General features: G+C 74.1%; 20 protein-coding genes. 17 read left to right on the top strand and 3 right to left on the bottom strand.

Going from position 1 to position 20,761, the window contains the following annotated elements; all coding sequences use genetic code 11:
- Nucleotides 1-50 precede the first annotated feature (50 nt).
- The 17 genes from O2W15_RS04735 to O2W15_RS04655 all read left to right on the top strand — a co-directional run bounded on the left by O2W15_RS04735 (nucleotide 51) and on the right by O2W15_RS04655 (nucleotide 18,376).
- On the top strand, nucleotides 51-1,418 hold the full coding sequence (locus tag O2W15_RS04735) for an ABC transporter substrate-binding protein (protein WP_269178569.1): 1,368 nt from the start codon (nucleotides 51-53) through the stop codon (nucleotides 1,416-1,418).
- A 74-nt stretch (nucleotides 1,419-1,492) separates the two neighbouring features.
- Nucleotides 1,493-2,911 (top strand): Gfo/Idh/MocA family oxidoreductase, encoded by a 1,419-nt coding sequence (locus O2W15_RS04730; protein WP_269178568.1) that lies wholly within the window; start codon nucleotides 1,493-1,495, stop codon nucleotides 2,909-2,911.
- Nucleotides 2,912-2,940: 29 nt separating this feature from the next.
- The gene (locus tag O2W15_RS04725) at nucleotides 2,941-4,089 is read left to right on the top strand and encodes a Gfo/Idh/MocA family protein (protein WP_269178567.1); all 1,149 of its coding nucleotides are present in this window, start codon (nucleotides 2,941-2,943) and stop codon (nucleotides 4,087-4,089) included.
- Nucleotides 4,086-5,252: a dihydrodipicolinate synthase family protein gene (locus O2W15_RS04720; protein WP_269178566.1), complete on the top strand. Its 1,167-nt coding sequence runs from the start codon at nucleotides 4,086-4,088 to the stop codon at nucleotides 5,250-5,252. The genes O2W15_RS04725 and O2W15_RS04720 overlap by 4 nt, the downstream gene beginning before the upstream one ends.
- On the top strand, nucleotides 5,249-6,100 hold the full coding sequence (locus O2W15_RS04715; protein ID WP_269178565.1) for a sugar phosphate isomerase/epimerase family protein: 852 nt from the start codon (nucleotides 5,249-5,251) through the stop codon (nucleotides 6,098-6,100). The genes O2W15_RS04720 and O2W15_RS04715 overlap by 4 nt, the downstream gene beginning before the upstream one ends.
- The gene (locus O2W15_RS04710; protein WP_269178564.1) at nucleotides 6,097-6,981 is read left to right on the top strand and encodes an NAD-dependent epimerase/dehydratase family protein; all 885 of its coding nucleotides are present in this window, start codon (nucleotides 6,097-6,099) and stop codon (nucleotides 6,979-6,981) included. The genes O2W15_RS04715 and O2W15_RS04710 overlap by 4 nt, the downstream gene beginning before the upstream one ends.
- Nucleotides 6,978-8,069, top strand: coding sequence for a mandelate racemase/muconate lactonizing enzyme family protein (locus O2W15_RS04705; protein ID WP_269178563.1), 1,092 nt, complete (start codon nucleotides 6,978-6,980; stop codon nucleotides 8,067-8,069). The genes O2W15_RS04710 and O2W15_RS04705 overlap by 4 nt, the downstream gene beginning before the upstream one ends.
- A 99-nt stretch (nucleotides 8,070-8,168) precedes the next feature.
- The gene (locus tag O2W15_RS04700) at nucleotides 8,169-9,278 is read left to right on the top strand and encodes an ABC transporter ATP-binding protein (protein ID WP_269178562.1); all 1,110 of its coding nucleotides are present in this window, start codon (nucleotides 8,169-8,171) and stop codon (nucleotides 9,276-9,278) included.
- Nucleotides 9,279-9,363: 85 nt separating this feature from the next.
- Nucleotides 9,364-10,539: an MFS transporter gene (locus O2W15_RS04695; protein ID WP_269178561.1), complete on the top strand. Its 1,176-nt coding sequence runs from the start codon at nucleotides 9,364-9,366 to the stop codon at nucleotides 10,537-10,539.
- Between the two features lie 115 nt (nucleotides 10,540-10,654).
- On the top strand, nucleotides 10,655-11,737 hold the full coding sequence (locus O2W15_RS04690; RefSeq protein WP_269178560.1) for an alkene reductase: 1,083 nt from the start codon (nucleotides 10,655-10,657) through the stop codon (nucleotides 11,735-11,737).
- A gap of 107 nt (nucleotides 11,738-11,844) precedes the next feature.
- A complete protein-coding gene (locus tag O2W15_RS04685; protein ID WP_269178559.1) occupies nucleotides 11,845-12,453 on the top strand; it encodes a maleylpyruvate isomerase family mycothiol-dependent enzyme in 609 nt (202 codons plus the stop codon).
- 266 nt (nucleotides 12,454-12,719) lie between these two features.
- The gene (locus tag O2W15_RS04680; protein WP_269178558.1) at nucleotides 12,720-13,730 is read left to right on the top strand and encodes a LacI family DNA-binding transcriptional regulator; all 1,011 of its coding nucleotides are present in this window, start codon (nucleotides 12,720-12,722) and stop codon (nucleotides 13,728-13,730) included.
- Nucleotides 13,727-14,710 (top strand): ABC transporter substrate-binding protein, encoded by a 984-nt coding sequence (locus tag O2W15_RS04675; RefSeq protein WP_269178557.1) that lies wholly within the window; start codon nucleotides 13,727-13,729, stop codon nucleotides 14,708-14,710. The genes O2W15_RS04680 and O2W15_RS04675 overlap by 4 nt, the downstream gene beginning before the upstream one ends.
- The gene (locus O2W15_RS04670) at nucleotides 14,703-15,659 is read left to right on the top strand and encodes an amino acid ABC transporter permease (RefSeq protein ID WP_269163927.1); all 957 of its coding nucleotides are present in this window, start codon (nucleotides 14,703-14,705) and stop codon (nucleotides 15,657-15,659) included. Before O2W15_RS04675 ends, O2W15_RS04670 begins: the two co-directional genes overlap by 8 nt.
- A complete protein-coding gene (locus tag O2W15_RS04665; RefSeq protein ID WP_442928846.1) occupies nucleotides 15,656-16,453 on the top strand; it encodes an amino acid ABC transporter ATP-binding protein in 798 nt (265 codons plus the stop codon). Before O2W15_RS04670 ends, O2W15_RS04665 begins: the two co-directional genes overlap by 4 nt.
- A complete protein-coding gene (locus tag O2W15_RS04660) occupies nucleotides 16,450-17,556 on the top strand; it encodes an aminotransferase class V-fold PLP-dependent enzyme (protein WP_269178556.1) in 1,107 nt (368 codons plus the stop codon). The genes O2W15_RS04665 and O2W15_RS04660 overlap by 4 nt, the downstream gene beginning before the upstream one ends.
- A 190-nt stretch (nucleotides 17,557-17,746) precedes the next feature.
- Nucleotides 17,747-18,376, top strand: a complete 630-nt coding sequence (locus tag O2W15_RS04655) for a hypothetical protein (RefSeq protein WP_269178555.1) — start codon at nucleotides 17,747-17,749, stop codon at nucleotides 18,374-18,376.
- Between the two features lie 24 nt (nucleotides 18,377-18,400).
- Here O2W15_RS04655 and O2W15_RS04650 read toward each other — a convergent pair whose 3' ends face one another.
- The 3 genes from O2W15_RS04650 to O2W15_RS04640 all read right to left on the bottom strand — a co-directional run bounded on the left by O2W15_RS04650 (nucleotide 18,401) and on the right by O2W15_RS04640 (nucleotide 20,634).
- Complete coding sequence (locus O2W15_RS04650) at nucleotides 18,401-18,754, bottom strand: hypothetical protein (RefSeq protein ID WP_269178554.1); 354 nt, start codon at nucleotides 18,752-18,754, stop codon at nucleotides 18,401-18,403.
- Nucleotides 18,755-18,829: 75 nt separating this feature from the next.
- Nucleotides 18,830-19,498 (bottom strand): response regulator transcription factor, encoded by a 669-nt coding sequence (locus O2W15_RS04645; protein ID WP_269163923.1) that lies wholly within the window; start codon nucleotides 19,496-19,498, stop codon nucleotides 18,830-18,832.
- On the bottom strand, nucleotides 19,495-20,634 hold the full coding sequence (locus O2W15_RS04640) for a sensor histidine kinase (RefSeq protein WP_269178553.1): 1,140 nt from the start codon (nucleotides 20,632-20,634) through the stop codon (nucleotides 19,495-19,497). Before O2W15_RS04640 ends, O2W15_RS04645 begins: the two co-directional genes overlap by 4 nt.
- Between the last annotated feature and the right edge of the window lie 127 nt (nucleotides 20,635-20,761).

The raw sequence follows: 20,761 nt of genomic DNA, 5'->3' as shown, positions 1-20,761 counted from the left end.
ACGGCTCACGCGGCACCCATTCACGCAGCACTTACAAGGAGGTAAGGAACGTGCACACGAACCGGACGAATTGGGCGCGTGCGCCCTGGCCCACCCGCCTCGGCGTGACCGGCGGCGTCCTCGGGCTGCTGCTGACCACCGCTGCCTGCGGTGGCGACAGCGGCGGCGGAGGCGGTGGTGCGGCTGCCGACGGCGGCACCACCCGAGAGGACGGCCCGGTCAGCATGCGGATGTCGTGGTGGGGCAGTGACACCCGGCACGCGGCCACCCAGGAGCTGATCGACCTCTACGAGTCGGAGAACGAGGGCGTCACGATCGAGGGCGACTTCACCGGCTTCGCCGACTACTGGGACCGGCTCGCCACGGGCACCGCCGGTGGCCAGGCACCGTGCGTCATGCAGCAGGACACCCGCTACGTGCGGGAGTACGCCGACCGCAACGCGCTGCTGGACCTGACGCCGTACATCGAGGACGGCACCATCGACACCAGCAACCTCGACGAGAACGTCGCCGAGACGGGCATGGTCGAGGACGCCACCTACGCGATCCCGACCGGCGTCAACGCCTTCTCCCTGGTCGTCGACCCGCAGGCCTACGCCGCCGCCGGCGTCGAACTGCCCGACGACTCGTCCTGGACGTGGGACGAGATGGTCGAGACCGCCGCCCAGGTCACCTCGGCGACCGGCGGGCAGGTGTACGGCATGCAGGCGATGGGCCTCAACGGTGGTGACACCAACTTCGAGGTCTACGCCCGGGAGCAGGGTGAGGCGCTGTTCGACGAGAACGGCGAGATCGGCTTCACCCAGGAGACCCTGGCCGAGTGGTGGAACATCGAGAAGCAGGCGTCGGAGACCGGCGCTGAGCCGCCGCCGTCCACCACGGTCGAGGTCTTCAACGGCGGTGTCGACCAGGCGCTGGTCGCCACCGGCCGAGGTGCCTCGGGGTTCTGGTGGACCAACGAGCTGCCCGCGCTGACCGCGGGGGCCGGCACCGAGCTGCAGTTCATGCGGTTCCCCACCGAGGCGGGGGACGGCGAGACCGGCATGTACCTGAAGCCGGCCATGTTCTGGGCGGTCAGCAGCAGCTGCGAGAGCCCGCAGGAGGCCGCGATGCTGGTCGACTGGCTGATCAACTCCGAGGACGCGGTGGAGATCATCAAGGCCGACCGCGGCCTGCCGGTGAACACCGAGCTGCGTGACCAGATCGCCCCGACGCTGGACCCGGCCGGCCAGGCCGCCGTGTCCTTCGTCGAGGAGATCACCCCCGAGCTGCAGGACCCGCCGGCGCTGCCCCCGCAGGGCGCCGGTGAGGTGCAGGCGATCCTGCAGCGCTACACCGAGCAGATCCTGTTCGACCAGATCTCGGTGGAGGACGCCGCCGAGCAGTTCATGAGCGAGGTCGAGTCGGCCATCGCGTGACCCCCGGCCTGGGGGCGGCCGGTCACCGGCCGCCCCCAGGCCCCCACCCCCTGCTGCACCGCCGAGAGGGAGACGTGACCACCACCGACCCGTCCGGAGCCCAGGCGCCCCGTCGCTACGCGGTCGTCGGCACCGGCCACCGCGCCGAGATGTACGTCGCCGCGCTGCTGGGCAGCCACGCCGACGTCGGCCGGCTGGTCGCCCTCTGCGACCCCAACAGCACGCGGATGGCCTACTACCAGCGCCAGTTCGCCGCAGCCCACCCCGGTTCGGCGCCGCTGCCGGCCTACGGGCCCGAGGACTTCGACACGATGCTCGACCGGGAGCAGCCCGACGTCGTCATCGTCGCGAGCGTCGACTTCACCCACGCCGAGTACATCTCCCGCGCGCTGCGCGCCGGCCGCGACGTGATCACCGAGAAGCCGCTGACCACCGACGCCGCGGGCTGCCGCACCATCGTCGACGCCGTCGACGAGACCGGCCGCGACCTCGTCGTCACCTTCAACTACCGCTACTCGCCGCGGAACGCCGCCGTCCGCCGGCTCGTCGCCGAGGGCGCCATCGGTGCGGTCACCTCGGTGCACTTCGAGTGGGTGCTGGACTCCGTCCACGGCGCCGACTACTTCCGCCGGTGGCACCGGGACAAGTCGCTGTCCGGCGGCCTGTTCGTGCACAAGGCCACGCACCACTTCGACCTGGTCAACTGGTGGGTCGGCGCGGTGCCGGAGACCGTCTTCGCCCTCGGTGACCTGCGCTTCTACGGCGACGCCAACGCCAAGGAGCGGGGCCTGGGCGAGCGCCCGGCGCGCAGCCACGGTGCCCCGGACGCCGGCCGCGACCCGTTCGCGCTCGACCTGGCCGGCAACGACCGGCTGCGCCAGCTGTACCTGGAGGCGGAGGTCGAGGACGGCTACATCCGCGACCAGGACGTGTTCTCCCCGGGCATCACCATCGAGGACAACATGGCGCTGCTGCTCCGCTACGCCGACGGCCCGGTGCTCAGCTACTCGCTCAACGCCCACGGCCCCTGGGAGGGCTACCGGGTGAGCATCAACGGCACCGAGGGCCGGATCGAGCTGTCGGTGGTCGAGCGCGCGGCGGTCGTCGCCGCGGACGACGTCATCGGCGGGTTCGGCGTCGCCGTCGACCCCAGCGCCACGCCCGAGGAGGTCCAGGCGGCGTCCGGGGCCCGGAGCGAGGGCACCGAGCTGGTGCTGCAGCGCCGCTGGGCGGCCGCCCAGCGGATCGAGGTCCCCGAGGGGCCCGGTGCGCACGGTGGTGGCGACGCCCTGCTGCTGGACGACCTGTTCCGCCCCGGCACCCGGTCGGACCCGCTGGGCCAGGCGGCCGGCTGGCTCGACGGCGTCCGCAGCGTGCTCGTCGGCGCGGCCGCCAACCAGTCCCTGACCACCGGCCAGGTCGTGCACCTGGCCGACTACGGCATCCCGCTGCGGCCCGAGGCCGCAGCCGCTCCCGCCGGGAGCACCCGATGACCCCCTCACCCGCTTCGGAGGCAAGCACCGTGGACAGCTCGATCGGCATCATCATGAACGGCGTCACCGGCCGGATGGGCTACCGCCAGCACCTGGTCCGGTCCATCCTCGCGATCCGGGACGCCGGTGGGCTGCAGCTCGCCGACGGCCGCCGGGTCGTGCCCGAGCCGATCCTGGTGGGCCGCAACGAGCGCAAGCTGGCCGAGCTCGCCGCCCAGCACGGCATCGAGCGGTGGACGACGGACCTGGACGAGGCGCTGCGGGACGACTCCGCACCGATCTACTTCGACGCCCAGGTGACCCAGGCGCGGGAGAAGTCGATCAAGGCGGCGATCGCCGCCGGCAAGCACATCTACACCGAGAAGCCGACCGCGGAGTCCCTCGAGGGCGCCCTGGAGCTGGCCCGGCTGGCCGCCGAGGCCGGGGTCAAGAACGGCGTCGTCCACGACAAGCTCTACCTGCCGGGCCTGGTCAAGCTGAAGCGGCTGATCGACGGCGGCTTCTTCGGCCAGATCCTGTCGGTGCGCGGCGAGTTCGGCTACTGGGTGTTCGAGGGCGACTGGCAGGAGGCCCAGCGGCCCAGCTGGAACTACCGCAAGGAGGACGGCGGCGGCATCGTCGTCGACATGTTCTGCCACTGGTCCTACGTGCTGGAGAACCTCTTCGGCCGGCCGGAGGCGGTCACCGCCAAGGCGGTCACCCACATCCCCACCCGGATCGACGAGCACGGGCAGCCCTACCCGGCCACCGCCGACGACGCCGCCTACGGCATCTTCGAGCTGCCCGGCGGCGTGATCGCGCAGATCAACTCCTCCTGGGCGGTGCGGGTCTACCGCGACGAGCTGGTCGAGTTCCAGGTCGACGGCACCGAGGGCAGCGCCGTCGCCGGGCTGCGCGAGTGCAAGATCCAGCACCGGGCCACCACCCCGAAGCCGGTCTGGAACCCCGACCTCCCGGTCACCGAGCGGTTCCGGGACCAGTGGCAGGTCGTGCCGGACAACGCCGACCTGGACAACGGCTTCCGGGCGCAGTGGGAGCAGTTCCTCCGCCACGTGCTGGAGGACGCCCCGCACGCCTACGACTTCCTCGCCGGTGCCCGCGGCGTGCAGGTGGCCGAACTGGGCCTGCAGTCCTCGGCCGAGGGGCGCCGCATCGAGATCCCCGAGGTGACGGTGTGAGCGGCCCGACCGTCCGGCTGCCCCGGGCCGGCGGCACGGTCGCCGAGCACCGGCTCGGCGAGCCCGGCGCCTTCACCCGCCCCGACGGCCCGCTGACCAGCCGCACCGCCTACGCCGCGGCGCACGTGGTGGCCGACCCGTTCGGCGACAACACCGCCGGCGCGCCGGTGGACGTCGACTGGGAGGCGACGCTCGCCTTCCGCCGGCACCTGTGGTCCTACGGCCTGGGCGTCGCCGACGCGATGGACACCGCCCAGCGCGGCATGGGCATGCCCTGGAGCACCACCGCCGAGCTGATCCGCCGCTCGGCCGCCGAGGCCCAGGCCTGCGGCGGGCTGCTGGCCTGCGGCGCGGGCACCGACCAGGCGCCGGCCGACCTGGCCAGCACCGACGAGGTGCTGGCCGCCTACCTCGAGCAGATCGAGGTGGTCGAGGGCGCCGGCGCGAACGTGATCATCATGGCCAGCCGGCAGCTGGCCCGGGTGGCCCGTAGCGCCGACGACTACGCCAAGGTCTACGCCCGGCTGCTCGAGCAGGTGTCCCGGCCGGTGGTCCTGCACTGGCTCGGCCCCATGTTCGACCCGGCGCTGGCCGGCTACTGGGGCTCGGCGCAGCTGACCGAGGCCACCGACACCGTGCTGCAGGTGATCGCCGACCACAGCGCCAAGGTCGACGGCATCAAGGTCTCCATGCTCGACGAGGCGCACGAGGTGGACATGCGTCGCCGGCTGCCCGACGGCGTCCGGCTCTACACCGGCGACGACTTCAACTACCCGACCCTGGTGCGCGGGGACGGCGAGTCGTACTCGCACGCCCTGCTGGGCATCTTCGACGCGATCGCCCCGGCCGCCTCCACCGCCCTGCAGGCGCTGGACCGCGGGGACCTGGCCACCTACGACCGGCTGCTCGAGCCGACCGTGGCGCTGTCCCGGCACCTGTTCGGCACGCCCACGTACTACTACAAGACCGGCATCGTCTTCCTGGCCTGGCTGGCCGGCCACCAGCAGGGCTTCCGGATGGTCGGCGGGCTGGAGAGCTCGCGCAGCCCGGTCCACCTGGCCGAGGTCTTCCGGCTGGCCGACGCCGCCGGGCTGCTGCCTGACCCGGAGCTCGCCGCCGGGCGGATGAGCACGTACCTGTCGACCGTGGGGGTGGCCCAGTGACCGCCGACCCGCGGCTGGCCAGGCTGTCGATCAACCACAAGACGGTCGAGGGCTGGTCGATGCCCGACTTCGTCGACGGGGTGGCCGCGGCGGGGCTCTCCGCGCTCGGCACCTGGCGCGAGCCGGTCGCCGAGTTCGGCCTGGAGCGGTCCGCGAAGCTGATCCGGGACGCCGGCCTGCGGGTCACCTCGCACTGCCGCGGCGGGTTCCTCACCGCGACCGACCCGGTCGCCCGGGCCACGGCGCTCGCGGACAACCGGCGGGCGATCGACGAGGCCGCCACCCTGGGCGCCGAATCGCTGGTCATGGTGGTCGGCGGCCTGCCCGCAGGCTCCCGCGACCTGGTCGGCGCCCGGGAGCGGGTGGCCCAGGCGCTGGCCGAGCTGGTCCCCTACGCCGGCGAGCGGGGCGTGCGGCTGTCCCTGGAGGCGCTGCACCCGATGTACTGCGCCGACCGGGCCGTGCTCTCCACCCTCGCCCAGGCCCTCGACCTGGCGGCGCCCTTCCCGTCGGCGCAGGTGGGCGTGGTCGTCGACACCTTCCACCTCTGGTGGGACCCGGAGGTCTGGGCGTCGATCGCCCGGGCCGGTGACCGGATCGCCTCCTTCCAGGTCTGCGACTTCCTCATGCCCATCCCGGCCGACGCGCTGATGGCCCGCGGCTACATGGGCGACGGGGTGATCGACTTCCCGCCGTTCGTGGCCGCGGTCGAGGCGGCGGGCTGGACCGGGGACGTCGAGGTGGAGATCTTCAACGCCGACGTCTGGGCCCAGCCCAAGGCCGAGGTCGTGGAGACGGTGAAGCAGCGCTACCTGGACGTCGTGCTGGCGGACGGGGTGCCCGCATGAGGGTGCTGGTGACCGGGGGCGCCGGCCGGCTCGGCCGCAGCGTCGTGGACGGGCTGGCCGACGCCGGCCACGAGGTGGTCTCGGTCGACGTCACCGCCGCGCCGCTGGAGAAGGCCGCCGCGACGTTCCCGGCCGACCTGACCGACCTCGGCCAGGCCTACGGGGTGATGGCCCGGTACCGGCCGGACGCCGTCGTCCACCTGGCGGCGATCGCCGTCCCGTTCAGCCGGCCCGAGTCGGTCATCCACGCCACCAACACCGCGCTGGCCTACAACGTGCTGCAGTCCGCCATCGATCTCGGTGTCGGCACCGTGGTCACGGCCAGCAGCCCCACCGTCATGGGCTACGGCAGCCCGGCCGGCTGGGCGCCGCGGTACCTGCCGCTGGACGAGGAGCACCCGGCGCGGCCGTGGAACGCCTACGGGCTCTCCAAGCTGGCCGCCGAGCAGACCATGCGGATGTTCGCCGCCCAGTACGGCGACCGGGTGCGGCTGGCGGCGTTCCGGCCGTGCTTCGTCATCGCGCCGGAGGAGTGGGCGGGGGCGCCGACCCAGCAGGGGCACACGGTGCGCGAGCGGATCGCCGACCCGCGGCACGGCGCGGTCTCGCTGTTCAACTACGTCGACGCCCGTGACTGCGCGGACTTCCTGGACACCCTGCTGGGCAAGGCCGGCGAGGTGCCCAACGGCGAGGTCTTCTTCGTCGGCGCCCAGGACGCGCTGGCCGAGGCGCCGCTGGCCGAGCTGCTCCCGGAGTTCTCCGGGGTCGCCCCGGAGCTCGCCGCCGGCCTGACCGGCACGAGCCCGGCGTTCAGCACCGCCAAGGCGGAGCGGCTGCTGGGCTGGACGGCGTCGCGCAGCTGGCGCACGGAGCTGCGATGAGCACGGTCACCGGGCTGTCCAGCCGGCTGTTCCGGCTGCCGCTGTCCCGGCCGTGGGGCGCCGACGTGCCCGCGCTGCACCTGCTGGTCACCGAGCTGGAGACCAGCGACGGCCGCACCGGCACCGGGTTCAGCTGGACGCCGTCGATCGGGGCCCGCGCGCTGCAGTCGCTGGTCGACCACGACGTCGCCCCGATGGTCGTCGGTGGGCCGGTGGAGCCCGGCGTCGTCTGGGACCGGCTCTGGTGGCACCTGCACGAGGCGGGCGGCGGCGGGCTGACCACGATGGCGATCGCCGCCGTCGACACCGCGCTGTGGGACCTCGCGGCCAAGGCCGCCGGGCAGAGCCTGGTCGACCACCTGGGCCGCCGGCGCGACTCGGTCGCCGTCTACGGCAGCGGGGTCAACTTCCACTACTCCCTCGAGGAGCTGGTCGCGCAGACCGAACGCTGGGTCGCCGACGGCTGCACCGCGGTGAAGATCAAAGTGGGCCGCCCCGACCTGGCCGAGGACGTCGAGCGGGTGGCCGCCGTACGCGCGGCGCTCGGGCCGCACCGCCGGCTGATGGTCGACGCCAACCAGCGCTGGGACCTGCCGACGGCGATGCGCGCGGTCCGGGCGATGGCCCGCTACGACCTGTACTGGGTGGAGGAGCCGCTGGTCGCCGACGACCTGACGGCGCTGGGCCGGCTGCACGACGCCGGGCTGGGCGTGCCGATCGCGGTGGGGGAGAACGTCTACACCGCGTTCCAGTACCGCGCGCTGCTGGCTTCCGGAGCGGCGGACGTGGTCCAGCCCAACGTGGTGCGGGTCGGCGGGATCACCCCGTTCCTCCGGATCGCCCAGCTCGCGGCGGCGGCGAGCGTGCCGGTGGCGCCGCACCTGCTGCCGGACGTGTCCGGGCAGCTGGCGATGTGCCTGCCGCTGACCACCATGGTCGAGGACGTCGAGGACGCCTCGTTCGCGGCGCTGGGCGCACTCGCCCAGCCCAGCGGGGTGACCATCGCCGACGGCGTGCTCCGGGCGCAGACGGCGCCCGGCCACGGGCTGGTCTTCGCCACCGACCGGATGGAGGCGCTGGACGGCTGAGCCGCCGGCGCGTGCACCACACCATTGATCGCGGAAAGCGCTTGCCGTACGGTGACGGCAGTCACAGGCGCGACAGCGCACGAGCGAGGGAGCTCCCCCATGGCATCGGTCACCTACGACAAGGCGACCCGGCTCTACCCCGGCAGCGACAAGCCGGCGGTCGACCAGCTCGAGCTGCAGATCGAGGACGGTGAGTTCCTGGTCCTCGTCGGCCCCTCCGGCTGCGGGAAGTCCACCTCGCTGCGGATGCTCGCCGGCCTGGAGGAGGTCGACGGCGGCGCGATCCGGATCGGGGACAAGGACGTCACCGACGTCGAGCCGAAGGACCGGGACATCGCGATGGTGTTCCAGAACTACGCGCTCTACCCGCACATGAGCGTCGCCGACAACATGGGCTTCGCGCTGAAGATCGCCGGGATGGGCAAGGAGGAGCGCCGCTCCCGGGTCGTCGATGCGGCCAAGCTGCTCGACCTGGAGCCGTACCTGGACCGCAAGCCGAAGGCGCTCTCCGGTGGGCAGCGCCAGCGCGTGGCGATGGGCCGGGCGATCGTGCGCAAGCCGCAGGTCTTCCTGATGGACGAGCCGCTGTCCAACCTGGACGCCAAGCTCCGGGTGCAGACCCGCACCCAGATCGCCTCGCTGCAGCGCCGGCTGGGCATCACCACCGTCTACGTCACCCACGACCAGGTCGAGGCGATGACCATGGGCGACCGGGTCGCGGTGCTCAAGGACGGCGTCCTCCAGCAGGTCGCCAGCCCCCGGGAGATGTACGACCGCCCGGCCAACGTCTTCGTCGCGGGCTTCATCGGCTCCCCGGCGATGAACCTGGCCGAGGTGCCGCTGGTCGACGGTGGCGCCCGGCTCGGGGACATCCGGGTCGAGCTCCCGCGGGAGACCCTGACAGCTGCCGGTGCGGACCAGTCCGTCACGCTCGGGTTCCGGCCCGAGGCGCTGGAGCTGGCCGAGCCCGGGCAGGGCTTCAAGGTCAAGGTCGACCTGGTCGAGGAGCTGGGCTCCGACGCCTTCGTCTACGCCACGATCGCCGACGAGCAGCTGGCCGAGCACCTGCACGGCGGCGACACCGCGCAGATCGTGGCCCGCGTCGACGCGCGGCGCCCACCGGCCAAGGGCGGCGACGTGTGGCTGAGCATCCGGCCCGGCGAGGAGCACGTCTTCTCCACCAGCACCGGCCGGCGACTGTCCCACTGATGGCGGGCCCCGTCCTCCCCACCCTGCGCGAGCTCGGGGCGGGACCGGGGACGGGGCCGACAGGGCCGGGCCCAGGGCGGGGGCGATGACCGACGCCCTTCCGGGGCGGGCGCCGCGGTGGCTGTTCCAGCTGCTGGGCGTGATGGTGCTGATCCAGGCGGCCATCGCGGTCGCCCGGCCGGTCTCCGCCTACCGGGCGATCGACCTGGGCGCCGGGGCCACTGAGATCGGCCTGCTCACCGCGGCATTCGCGCTGCTGCCGATGGTGGTGGCGTTGCCCCTGGGCCGGGCGGCCGACCGCTGGCGGCCGGAGCCCATCCTGGTCAGCGGCGTGGTGCTGCTGGTGGTCGGCTGCGTGCTGCTGGCCACCAGCGGCTCGTTGCCGGCCGTGGCGCTGGGCAACGTGGTCCTCGGCCTGGGCAACCTCGGCTGCATCGTCGGCGGGGAGAACGTCGTCGCCCGGCTGCCCGGTGACCGGCTGGACTCCGGCTTCGGGCTGTTCACCGCGGTCGTCTCGGCCGGGCAGCTGGTCGGGCCGGCGCTGGCTGGAGCGGTGCTGGCCACCGCGCCGGGGGAGCTGTCCACCGGCACCGCCCGCGCGCTGGTGCTCTCCGCCGCGCTGTGCGCGCTCGCGCTGCCGGCGTCCTGGTGGCTGGCCAGCGGTCGGCGGTTCCCGGCGGCCGCGGCCCGGCCGACCGGCCGGACGTCGGCCTTCGGGCTGCTCGGCCGACCGGCGGTGCGCTCCGGGATCTTCGCCAGCCTGGTGCTGGCTGCCGCGGTCGACCTGCTGACCGCCTACCTGCCGCTGCTCGGGGAGAACCGCGGCATCTCCCCGGCGGTGGTCGGGGTGCTGCTCAGCGTCCGCGCCGGCGCCACCGTGGCCTCACGGGTGCTGGTGCAGCGGCTGCTGGTCCGGGTCGGCCGGGCCCGGCTGGTGGTGCTGAGCACCGTCGGCTCGGGCATCGCCGTGGCGTTCCTCCCGGCCACCGGCAACGTCTGGGCGCTCGGGGCACTGCTGGCGCTGATCGGGTTCCTGCTCGGCGTGGGCCAGCCGCTGCTGATGACGCTGATCATCCGGGCCGTCCCCGACGACGCCCGCGGCACCGCGTTGGCGCTGCGGCTGGTGGGCAACCGGGTCGGGCTGGTCGGCACCCCGGCGGCGGCCGGTCTGCTGGCCGGGACGGCCGGCGTCTCTGCGGCGTTCTGGCTGCTCGGCGGCCTCCTGGCGGTCGCCGTGGTGGGCGCCCGGCACAGCGACTGAGCGACCGGCGGAGGGCGGTGCCCCCGCAGCGCATCCGGCACCGGTGGTGTTCCGAGACCAGTGATGCACAACGCAGTGGGGAATGGTCGCCGCTCGCGACGACCTTCCGCCTGGCATGGACCTGTTCTCCCCCGTCACGCTCGGCGACCTCGAGCTCGCCAACCGCGTCGTCATGGCGCCGCTGACCCGCATGCGCTCCGGTGCCGCCGGCGTCCCCGGTGACCTGGTGGTCGAGCACTACGCGCAGCGGGCCGGTGTCGGCCTGATCATCACCGAGGGCACCTACCCGAACGCCGAGTCGCGCGCCTACCCCGGCCAGCCGGGGATCGCCGACGACGAGCAGGAGGCCGGCTGGCGGCGCGTCGCCGAGGAGGTGCACGCCCGCGGCGGTCGCATCGTCATGCAGGTGATGCACGGTGGCCGGGTCTCCCACACCGACATCGCCGGCACCGACCGGATCGTCGCCCCGTCGGCCATCGCCATCCAGGGCGAGGCGCACACCCCCAAGGGCAAGGCGGCCTACCCGGTCCCGCACGCGCTGACCACGGAGGAGGCACGCGCCACGGTGGCCGACATCGTCGCCGCGTCGAAGCGCGCCGTCGCCGCCGGCCTGGACGGCGTGGAGGTCCACGGCGCCAACGGCTACCTGCTGCACGAGTTCCTGTCGCCCGCCTCCAATCAGCGGGACGACGTCTACGGCGGCTCCCCGGAGAACCGCGCCCGGTTCGTGGTCGAGGTCGTCACCGCGGTCGCCGAGGCCATCGGTGCGGGCAAGGTCGGTCTGCGGATCTCGCCCGCCCACAACATCCAGGACGTGCTGGAGACCGACCCGGACGACGTCCGGGCCACCTACGGCGCACTGCTCGACGCGCTCCGTCCGCTGGGCCTGGCCTACCTGTCGGTGCTGCACGCCGAGCCGGCCGGCGAGCTCGTCCAGGAGCTCCGCCGCCGCTTCGCCGGCCCGCTGATCGCCAACAGCGGCTTCGGGACCGTGACCACCCGCGCCGAGGCGGTGCAGCTGATCGAGGCCGCGCACGCCGACGCCGTGGCGGTCGGCCGCGCGGTCATCGCCAACCCCGACCTGGTCGCGCGCTGGGCCGGCGAGCACGCGGAGAACGAGCCGAACCCGGCCACGTTCTACGCCGCGGGTGCCGAGGGCTACACCGACTACCCGACCCTGCAGCTCAGCCAGAGCTGAGCTCTCCGCCGGCGCCGTGGGCGATGAGTCCCGGCGCCGGCGGACGTCTTCGTAGGTGAGGCGCCCGGACGGGCGTCCACCGAGCGTGGGCGAGGGAAGGCATCGAGATGACCGGGAGCGCGCATGACCTGCAGTCCTGGGCGGCGAGGACGTACGACGGGCTCGCCGACCTGCTGGCCGACGGGCCGGCCGGGGCCTGGGACGCCCCCTCGCTCTGCGCGGGCTGGCGGGTCCGGCACGTGGTGGCCCACGTGACCATGCCGGCGCGGCTGTCGGCCGAGCAGTTCGGTGCCGAGATGGCGGCGGCCGGCGGGGACTTCACCCGGCTCTCCGACACCGTGGCGGCCCGGGACGCGTCCCTGCCCGCCGCCGAGCTCCTGGCTGCGCTGCGCTCCTCGACGCTGCACGGCTGGCAACCCCCGGGCGGTGGTGCGGTCGGTGCACTCAGCCACGCCGTCATCCACTCCCTCGACGTGACCGTCGCGCTCGGCGAGCCGCCTGTGGCACCGGTCGAGGGCGTGCTCGCCGTCCTCGACCAGCTCACCGCGGCGGACGGTGCGTACTTCGGGATCGACCTGACCGGCCTCCGCGTGGAGGCCGCGGACACCGCCTGGAGCTGGGGGGACGGCGAGGTCGTCCGCGCGGACAGCGGCCACCTGGTCGCCCTGCTGAGCGGCCGCACCCTCCCCGACGGCCGACCCCTGCCCCGGACCTGACCCCCGCCAGGGTGGCGCCGTTGTGCGCTGATCGTCGCTTCCCGGGCGGCGGACCGACGACCAGCGCACAACGGCAGGCTGAGCGTCCGCGCGGTCACGGAACCGTTGCGGACCGTTCAGCCCCTTGACATGTGGTCGTCGTCACCCCGACGATCCCCCGCATGACTACGTTGTCATCGGGCCCACCCGACGAGCCGATGACTACGTTGTCATCGGACGTCGACGCAGGTCCGGGCGCTGGTCGGACGCTCGGCCGGCTGCCCACGATGGTCGACGTCGCCCGCGCCGCCGGCACCTCGCAGAAGACCGTCAGCCGGGTGGTCAACGCCGAGCCCGGCGTCCGTCCCGAGACGATCGAGCGGGTGCAGCGGGCGATCGCCGAGCTGGGCTTCCGCCGGCACGACGGCGCCAGTCACCTGCGCCGGGGCACCAGCACCGCGAGCATCGGCCTGGTCCTCGAGGACCTCGCCGGCCCGTTCTACGCCGCGCTCACCGCGGGCGTGGAGCGCCGGGCCCGCGAGCACGGGTACCTGCTGCTCACCGGCTCCGCCGACGGGGACGCCGAGCGCGCCGGCCGGCTGGTGCAGGCCTTCGCCGCCCGCCGGGTCGACGGCCTGCTCATCGCACCGAACCTGGTCGGCGACGAGGTGCTCACCGCCAACCTGCCGCCCGACGTCCCGGCGGTGCTGCTCGACCGGCCCAGCGCCGACCACAGCACCGACGAGGTGCTGTCGGACAACGCCGGCGGCATCGCCTCGGCCGTGCACCACCTGGCCGAGCGCGGGCACCGGTCGATCGCCTACCTGGGCGACGACGAGCGGTTCTGGACCTCCCGCCAGCGCCGCGACGGCTTCCTCGCCGCCTGCGCCGAGCGCGGCCTCCGCACCGAGGGCCTGGTGTCCCTCGGCGCGCTGACCCCCGAGCGCATCGCCGCCGCGGTGTCCGGCTGGGCCGCGGCCGGGGTCACCGCCGTGGTGACCGGCAACAACCGGGCCAGCGTCGCCCTGCTGCACCACCTGCACGCGCGCACCGGCCCGCGCCCCGCGCACGTCGGCTTCGACGAGCTCGACCTCGCCGACCTCCTCGACCCACCGCTCACCACGGTCGCCCAGGACGCCGCCGGCATCGGCTCGGCCGCGGTCGACCTGCTGTTCGAGCGGCTCGCCACGCCGACCCTGCCGCCCCGCTCGGTCGTCGTCCCCACCCGTCTCGTCGTCCGGCGGTCCAGTCCGCCGCCGGACGGCGCGTCCGCACCACCCGTCAGGAACGACCGATGACCGCCCGTCCCGACCTCCAGGAGCAGCCCATGTCCCGCACCCGCCTCTCCGTCCGCGCCGCCGTCCCGGTCGCGCTCACCACCGCCCTGCTGCTGGCCGGCTGCGGTGGGGGCGACGACGAGTCGGCGGCCGCCGAGCCGGCCGCCGAGGGCTCCACCGACTCCGCGGTGCCCGACACCAGCGACATCGTCGGCGGCGTCAGCGAGGACGCCGCACTGGCCGAGGGTCTGCCGGCGGACCTGGCCTCGCTGTCCATCGGGTCGAACGTGCAGTCGCCGCCGAACAACTTCTACGCCGAGGACGGGTCGACCCCGGTCGGCTTCGAGGTCGACATCATCACCGCGATCGGCAACAAGCTGGGCCTGGACGTCGAGTACTCCGACATGGCCTTCGACTCGCTGATCACCGGCCTGCAGACCGGCCGGGTCGACGCCACGATCGCCGGGATGAACGACACCGCGGAGCGGCAGGAGTCGATCGACTTCGTCGACTACTTCGAGTCGGGCATCACGATCATGGTGCAGAAGGGCAACCCCGCCGGGATCGAGGCCAGCTCCGACCTGTGCGGCCAGGCGATCGCCGTCGTCCAGGGGACGACGCAGGAGGACTTCGCCGCCGAGCAGTCCGCCGAGTGCGAGGCGAACGGCGAGGAGCCGCTGGCGGTCACCGCGACCCCGAGCGACTCGCAGAACCAGACGCAGCTGCGCACCGGCCGGGTCGACGCGATCCTCAACGACCTGCCCACCGCGGTCTACATCTCCCAGACCGCCGGCGACGGTGAGTACTTCGAGACCGTCGACCAGGACCCGATCAACGGCGGCCCGTACGGCATCGGGCTCAGCAAGGACGACGCCGCGCTGCGCGACGCCATCCAGCAGGCGCTGCAGTCGCTGATCGACGACGGCACCTACGACGAGATCCTCGAGGCGTGGGACGTCACCTCCGGCGCGGTCGACCAGGCGACCGTCAACGGTGGCTGACCGCGCCGGCGCGGCGCTGACCAGGCCGGTCGACGCACCGGGGGACGGCGAGCTGCTGCCCCAGGTGCGGATCCGGCACTGGGGGCGCGTGGTCGCCGGGCTGGCCGTCCTCGCCGTGCTGGGGTTGCTGTTCCAGGCGATCTCGCGGGGCGACATCGACTACGCCAGCATCCCGGCGCTGCTGACCCAGGACGTGATCCTGGAGGGGCTGGTCGACACCATCGTGCTGGCGGTGATCGCCCAGGCCGGGGCGATCGTCATCGGCACGGTGGTGGCGCTGATGCGCACCTCGGCCAACCCGGTGCTGCGCTGGGTCTCCTGGGCCTACATCTGGGTGTTCCGCGGTCTGCCGGTGCTGCTGCAGATCCTGCTCTGGTACAACATCGCGCTGGTCTTCCCGACGTTCTCCATCCCGATCCCGTTCACCGACGCCTACCTGCTCGACCAGCCGGCGAACGTGATCATGACCGGCTTCCTGGCCGCGCTGCTCGGGCTGGGGCTCAACGAGAGCGCCTACATGGCCGAGATCGTCCGGGCCGGGCTGACCAGCGTCGACCGGGGGCAGACCGAGGCGGCCAAGTCGGTCGGGATGTCGCCGGCGAAGGTGCTGAGCCGGGTCGTGCTGCCGCAGGCGATGCGGGTGATCATCCCGCCGACCGGCAACGACTTCATCAACATGCTCAAGGGGACGTCGATCGCCTCGGTCATCGGCTTCACCGAGCTCATCCACGCCGCCAACGCGCTCTCCAGCCGCAGCCTCGCGGTCATGGAGACGCTGCTGGCCGTGGCCGTCTGGTACATGGTGGTGGTGAGCGTGGCCAACGTCGGGCAGTACTACCTGGAACGGCACTACAACGCCTCGATCCGGCCCACGGGCACCCGCGGGTCGGTGTGGGCCAAGGTCGGCGGCTCGCTGCGCACCCCGCCGTTCATGCGGGGCTCCCGGTGAGCGCCGCGATGGGCGAGGGTGCCGCCCAGGGCGAGGTGCTCGTCCGGGCCCGCGGGCTGCGCAAGCACTACGGGTCGCTCGAGGTGCTCCGCGGCGTCGACCTGACGGTGCGGCGCGGGCAGGTCGTCGTCCTGCTCGGGGCCTCGGGTGCGGGCAAGAGCACGCTGCTGCGCTGCGTGAACCACCTCGAGGCCGCCGACGGCGGCGAGATCTGGGTGGACGGCGTGCCGATCGGCTTCCGGCACGACGGCGACCGGCTGCACGAGCTGCGCGAGAAGGACGTCGCCCGGCAGCGTGCGGAGATCGGCATGGTGTTCCAGCGGTTCAACCTGTTCCCGCACCGCACCGTGCTGGCCAACGTGACCGAGGGGCCGGTGCAGGTGCGCGGGGTCTCGCGGCGGGAGGCGGAGGCCTACGCCCGGGAGCTGCTGGAGCGGGTGGGGCTCGGCGACAAGGTCGACACCTACCCCGACCGGCTCTCCGGTGGGCAGCAGCAGCGGGTGGCGATCGCCCGGGCGCTGGCGATGCGGCCCAAGCTGCTGCTGTTCGACGAGCCGACGAGCGCGCTGGACCCCGAGCTGGTCGGGGAGGTGCTGGCGGTGATGACCGAGCTGGCGCGGGAGGGGATGACGATGATCGTCGTGACCCACGAGATCTCCTTCGCCCGCGAGGTCGCCGACCACGTCGTCTTCATGGCCGGCGGGGTGGTGGTCGAGGAGGGGCCGCCGGAGCAGGTGATCGGCGCGCCGCAGCACGAGCGCACCCGTGCGTTCCTGGCCCGGGTGACCGCGTGAACCCTGCCTACCTGTCCGCCTTCGCCGAGGAGGAGGGCTACCTGGACTTCGCCCGGGTCGGCCCGCCCTCCCGGCCGGTGGTCGAGGCCGGCACCGCGGCGCTGGCCGCGGTGTCGGCCGCGGGGCTGGGCACCGTCGACGAGCTGATGGGCGCCGAGGGCCGGGCGCTGGCCGCGGCGTCCCGGCTGCTCGGCTTCCCGCCGGGCAACGTCGCCTACTCACCGAGCACCTCGGCCGGCCTGTTCCAGGCGGCGTTCGCGGTGCGCGGGCCGGTGCTGGTCAGCCCGGCGGAGTTCCCGGCCAACCTCTACCCCTGGTGGCGGGCGGAGTCGGCCGGGCGGCTGGACGTCGTCCCGCTGCCGGCCGGGCCGGTGACGCCGGACGCCGTCCGCGCTGCCCCGGACGCCGCGGCGCTGGTGGTCAGCGCGGTCGACTTCGCCACCGGCTTCCGGGCCGACCTGCCCGGCCTGCGCGAGGTGCTGGGGGAGCGGCTGCTGGTCGTCGACGCGATCCAGGGTCTCGGCGCGGTCGACGTCGACTGGACGGTGGCCGACGTGCTGGTCGCCGGTGGGCAGAAGTGGCTGCGCAGCGGCTGGAGCACCGGGGTGGTCGCGGTGTCCGACCGGGCGCTGGAGCGGCTGGACCCGCTGCTGGCCGGCTGGACTGCGGTGCAGGACGCCACCGACTACGACGGCGTGGAGCACCCGCTGGCGGCCGGCGCGGCCCGGTTCGGCACCACCAACACCAGCCCGGTGGCGCAGGCGTGCCTGGCTGCGGGGCTGGAGCTGCTGGAGTCCGCCGGGGTGGGCGCCGTCGCCGGCCGGATCGCTGCACGGGTCGACGAGCTGCTGGAGCTGCTGGACCGGCGCGGCGTGGTGGTGACGTCGTCCCGGGAGCCGGCGGAGCGGGCCGGGATCGTGGCGTTCCGGGTGCCGGGCGTGGACGGCGCGGAGCTGCACGCTGCGCTGGGCCGGGCCGGGGTCACCTGCACCCGGCACGGCGAGCGGGTGCGGCTGAGCGTGCACGCGACGACGACGCCGGCCGCGCTGGACCGGGTGGACGACGCCCTGCTCTCACTGGGTGCGGCGGCCGCCCAGGCCTGACGGCGGGTCCGGGCGGCTGCGGCACCCGGGCCTGCCAGGTCTCGATCCGGTGACGGTCGACGCCGGCGTCGTGCGGGAGCCGATCCGGTGGGCACTCACCGTGTTGCGGGCCGCCCACACGGGGAATGACGACCGCCACCAGCCGAGACACGACGTCCTGGGCCCGTCGCGGCCCGGTGAGGAGATCGTCATGCGCACCTCCACCCCGTTCCGCTCGTCCGCCGCCCGTCCGGGTCGGCGCAGCCGGCTCGTCTCGGTGCCGGTCACCGGTGCGGCCGCGCTCGCCCTGGTCCTCACCGGGTGCGGCGCGGAGGGGGAGGACGGCGTCACCGCGGTCGAGATCTACAACGAGGAGGCCGAGGCCCTCGGGGAGAACGCGGGGGTCACCCAGGACGAGGCCGACTTCCTCGAGGAGGAGGAGCCGGCGGAGGCCGGTGCCGTGGGCGCCGTCGCGCCGGGTGCCTTCGTCGCCGGTGACGTGGGGATCCCGCAGTTGTTGACCGAGGCCGACCCCCAGACCGCGCTGGCCGGGCTGCCCGACGAGCCCGCGGTGGCCACGCAGGTCCCGGTGTTCGCCGTCCCCAACGACGAGGGCTTCTGGATCGGCACCGAGGAGGTCCGCATCTGGGTGCAGCTGACCGCGCCGGGTGAGTCCCCGGTGGACGTCAGCCCGGGCGACCGGGTGTCCTTCACCGGCGAGGTCGTGCCGAACCCCGAGGGCTTCGTGGAGGGGCTGGCGCTGCCCGCCGACCAGGCCGCCGCGCTCACCGCCCTCGGCCACCACGTGGAGGTCCCGGCCGGCGAGATCACTGTCGCCTGATCCCAGGGCAGTGGTGTCCGCCGGTCAGGCGGCGTGCTGGGCGGGGAGCTGGTCGGTCAGGGCCTCGGCCAGGTGCCGGCCGCGGGGCGGCAGCGGCGGCGCGGCACGGATCAGCTGGACCGGCTCGGGCTCCGGCTCGGCCTCCGCGGGCGCGATGTCGACGACCGGCTCGACGACCGGCTCGGCCACCGGGGCCGCCACCGGGGTTGCCGCCTCGGGCAGGGACATCCGGACCGATGCCGGGTCCTCCGCGATGGTGGCGACGGCGGCCAGGCCGTCGGCGTGGATGCGCGCGATGGACGCCAGGACGGCGGTGGCCATCTCCTCGATGGCCTGCACGTCCGTGGCGGTGTGCTCGGCAGCCGCGTGGATGCTCATGTCCACCTCATCGGCAGCCCCGGGCCGCGCCGGAACCGGTTCGTCACGGCGTTCTGGTGATCTCCGGCCGACGGCTCAGTCCTCCAGCAGCCCGGCCTCGTGGGCGAGGATCGCCGCCTGGGTGCGGTTGGCCAGGTCCAGCTTGGTGAGCAGCCGGGACACGTAGGTCTTGACCGTGGCCTCGCTGACGAACAGCCGCCCGGCCACCTCGGCGTTCGAGTCGCCGCGGCCCAGCAGTGCCAGCACCTCCCGCTCCCGGTCCGTCAGCGTCTCGACCCGGCGCAGCGCCTCGGCCCGCCGGGGCGCGGACCGGCGGCGCACGTAGGAGTCGATCAGCGTCGTGGTGACCGCCGGGGACAGCGTCGCCGTCCCGTCGGCGACCGCCCGCACCGCGGCGGCGATCTGCCGGGGTGGGGTGTCCTTGAGCAGGAAGCCGGCCGCGCCGGCGGCGAGCGCGGCGTGGACGTACTCGTCCTGGTGGAAGGTGGTGAGCACGGCGACCTGCGGCGGCTGGGGCAGGGCCAGGATCTGCTCGGTCGCCGCGAGCCCGTCCAGCACCGGCATCCGGACGTCGATCAGCACGACGTCGGGCCGCAGCTCCCGCGCCGCCCGCACACCGGCGGCGCCGTCCCCCGCCTCACCGACGACCTCGAAGCCGCCGGAGGACTCCAGCACCGTGCGCAGGCCGAAGCGCACCAGTTCCTCGTCGTCCACGAGCAGCACCCGGACCGGGTCACCGGTCATGCCGGCAGCACCGCCTCGACCACGAAACCGCCGTCCAACCGGGGCTCGGCCGTGAGCCGGCCGCCGAGGGTGCGCACCCGCTCACCCAAGCCCACCAGGCCGTACCCGTCACCGGGCACCGGCTGTGGCGGGCGGGTCGGTGCGCCGTTGACCACCCGCAGGTGCAGCTCCTCGGGGCGGTGCTCCACGCTCACCTGCACCCGGGCGCCGGGGGCGTGCTTGCCGGCGTTGGTCAGCGCCTCCTGGGCGATCCGGTAGGTGGCCCGGCCCACCACGGGGTCGACGGGGACGTCGGCGACGCCGGTCAGGGCGACGTCCATGCCCGCCTCGCGCGCCTGGTCGACCAGCCGGGGCAGGTCCTCCAGGCCCGGCTGCGGGCCCAGGGGTGCGTCCTCGTCGACGTCCCCGGCGCGGAGCACGCCGACCATCTGACGCAGCTCGACCAGCGCGCGCCGCCCTGCGGTCTGCACCTGCCCGGCGAGCTGCTCGACCCGGTCGGCGTCGCGGGCGGCCAGCTCGATCGCGCCGGCCTGCAGCACCATCAGGCTCACCCGGTGCCCGACGGCGTCGTGCATCTCCCGGGCGATCCGGGTCCGCTCGAAGAGGACGGCGTCGCGGGCGAGCAGCTCCCGCTCGGCCTCGGCCCGCTCGGCGCGCTCGCGCAGGACCCCCAGCAACTGCTCGCGGGTGCGCTGCCAGATCCCCAGGGCGGCGGGGAGGGCGACGATCGCCCCGGTGGCGGCGGCGACGATCGTCCAACCCCCGACCGTGACCGGGTCGGCGGTGACGGCGATCGCCACGGCCCCACCCGTCCCCACCCCGCCCCGGACCCACCACGAGTTGCTGTAGCGGCCGACGGCGTAGCTGGCCAGCAGCCAGGGCCCGGTGGGGGAGAAGCCGAGCACGGCCGACACGGCGCACACCGCGAAGGGGACCGCGGGTTGGGTGCGGCGGAAGAGGAACAACCCGAGGGCCATCAGCGAGGTGGCCACGGCGACGGCGCCCAGGTCCAGCGACGGGGCCGCGAGGGTGCCGAAACCGCTGACGATCATCACCACGGCCAGCCCGGCGAGGCCGGCCTCCAGCGCGATGCCGCGGGTGGTGAGTCCCGGCCAGATGCGCTCGCGGACCCCCATGGGTCGGAGCGTAGGTCGTGTCCGGCGAGCTGCGGGTCACCCGCGGGGCGACTGCCGACGTCCTCTTCCGGATGACCGGGTCGCACCGTCCGGTGCGCGAGGTGGCGGCCTCCGGCCGACGCGCTGA

Source organism: Modestobacter sp. VKM Ac-2979, from assembly GCF_026967995.1.
Taxonomy (GTDB): domain Bacteria; phylum Actinomycetota; class Actinomycetes; order Mycobacteriales; family Geodermatophilaceae; genus Modestobacter.
The sequence above is the reverse complement of the archived record's forward strand: the minus strand, read 5'-3'. Positions and strand labels throughout refer to the sequence as shown.

What these genes read in the sequence shown, in the direction of transcription:
- O2W15_RS04705 (WP_269178563.1), top strand. Translation starts at nt 6,978, where the DNA reads ATGAGCACGGTCACCGGGCTGTCCAGCCGGCTGTTCCGGCTGCCGCTG.
- O2W15_RS04685 (WP_269178559.1), top strand. Translation starts at nt 11,845, where the DNA reads ATGACCGGGAGCGCGCATGACCTGCAGTCCTGGGCGGCGAGGACGTAC.
- O2W15_RS04645 (WP_269163923.1), bottom strand. Translation starts at nt 19,498, where the DNA reads ATGACCGGTGACCCGGTCCGGGTGCTGCTCGTGGACGACGAGGAACTG.
- O2W15_RS04695 (WP_269178561.1), top strand. Translation starts at nt 9,364, where the DNA reads ATGACCGACGCCCTTCCGGGGCGGGCGCCGCGGTGGCTGTTCCAGCTG.
- O2W15_RS04640 (WP_269178553.1), bottom strand. Translation starts at nt 20,634, where the DNA reads ATGGGGGTCCGCGAGCGCATCTGGCCGGGACTCACCACCCGCGGCATC.
- O2W15_RS04710 (WP_269178564.1), top strand. Translation starts at nt 6,097, where the DNA reads ATGAGGGTGCTGGTGACCGGGGGCGCCGGCCGGCTCGGCCGCAGCGTC.
- O2W15_RS04655 (WP_269178555.1), top strand. Translation starts at nt 17,747, where the DNA reads ATGCGCACCTCCACCCCGTTCCGCTCGTCCGCCGCCCGTCCGGGTCGG.
- O2W15_RS04700 (WP_269178562.1), top strand. Translation starts at nt 8,169, where the DNA reads ATGGCATCGGTCACCTACGACAAGGCGACCCGGCTCTACCCCGGCAGC.
- O2W15_RS04675 (WP_269178557.1), top strand. Translation starts at nt 13,727, where the DNA reads ATGACCGCCCGTCCCGACCTCCAGGAGCAGCCCATGTCCCGCACCCGC.
- O2W15_RS04650 (WP_269178554.1), bottom strand. Translation starts at nt 18,754, where the DNA reads ATGAGCATCCACGCGGCTGCCGAGCACACCGCCACGGACGTGCAGGCC.
- O2W15_RS04690 (WP_269178560.1), top strand. Translation starts at nt 10,655, where the DNA reads ATGGACCTGTTCTCCCCCGTCACGCTCGGCGACCTCGAGCTCGCCAAC.
- O2W15_RS04680 (WP_269178558.1), top strand. Translation starts at nt 12,720, where the DNA reads ATGGTCGACGTCGCCCGCGCCGCCGGCACCTCGCAGAAGACCGTCAGC.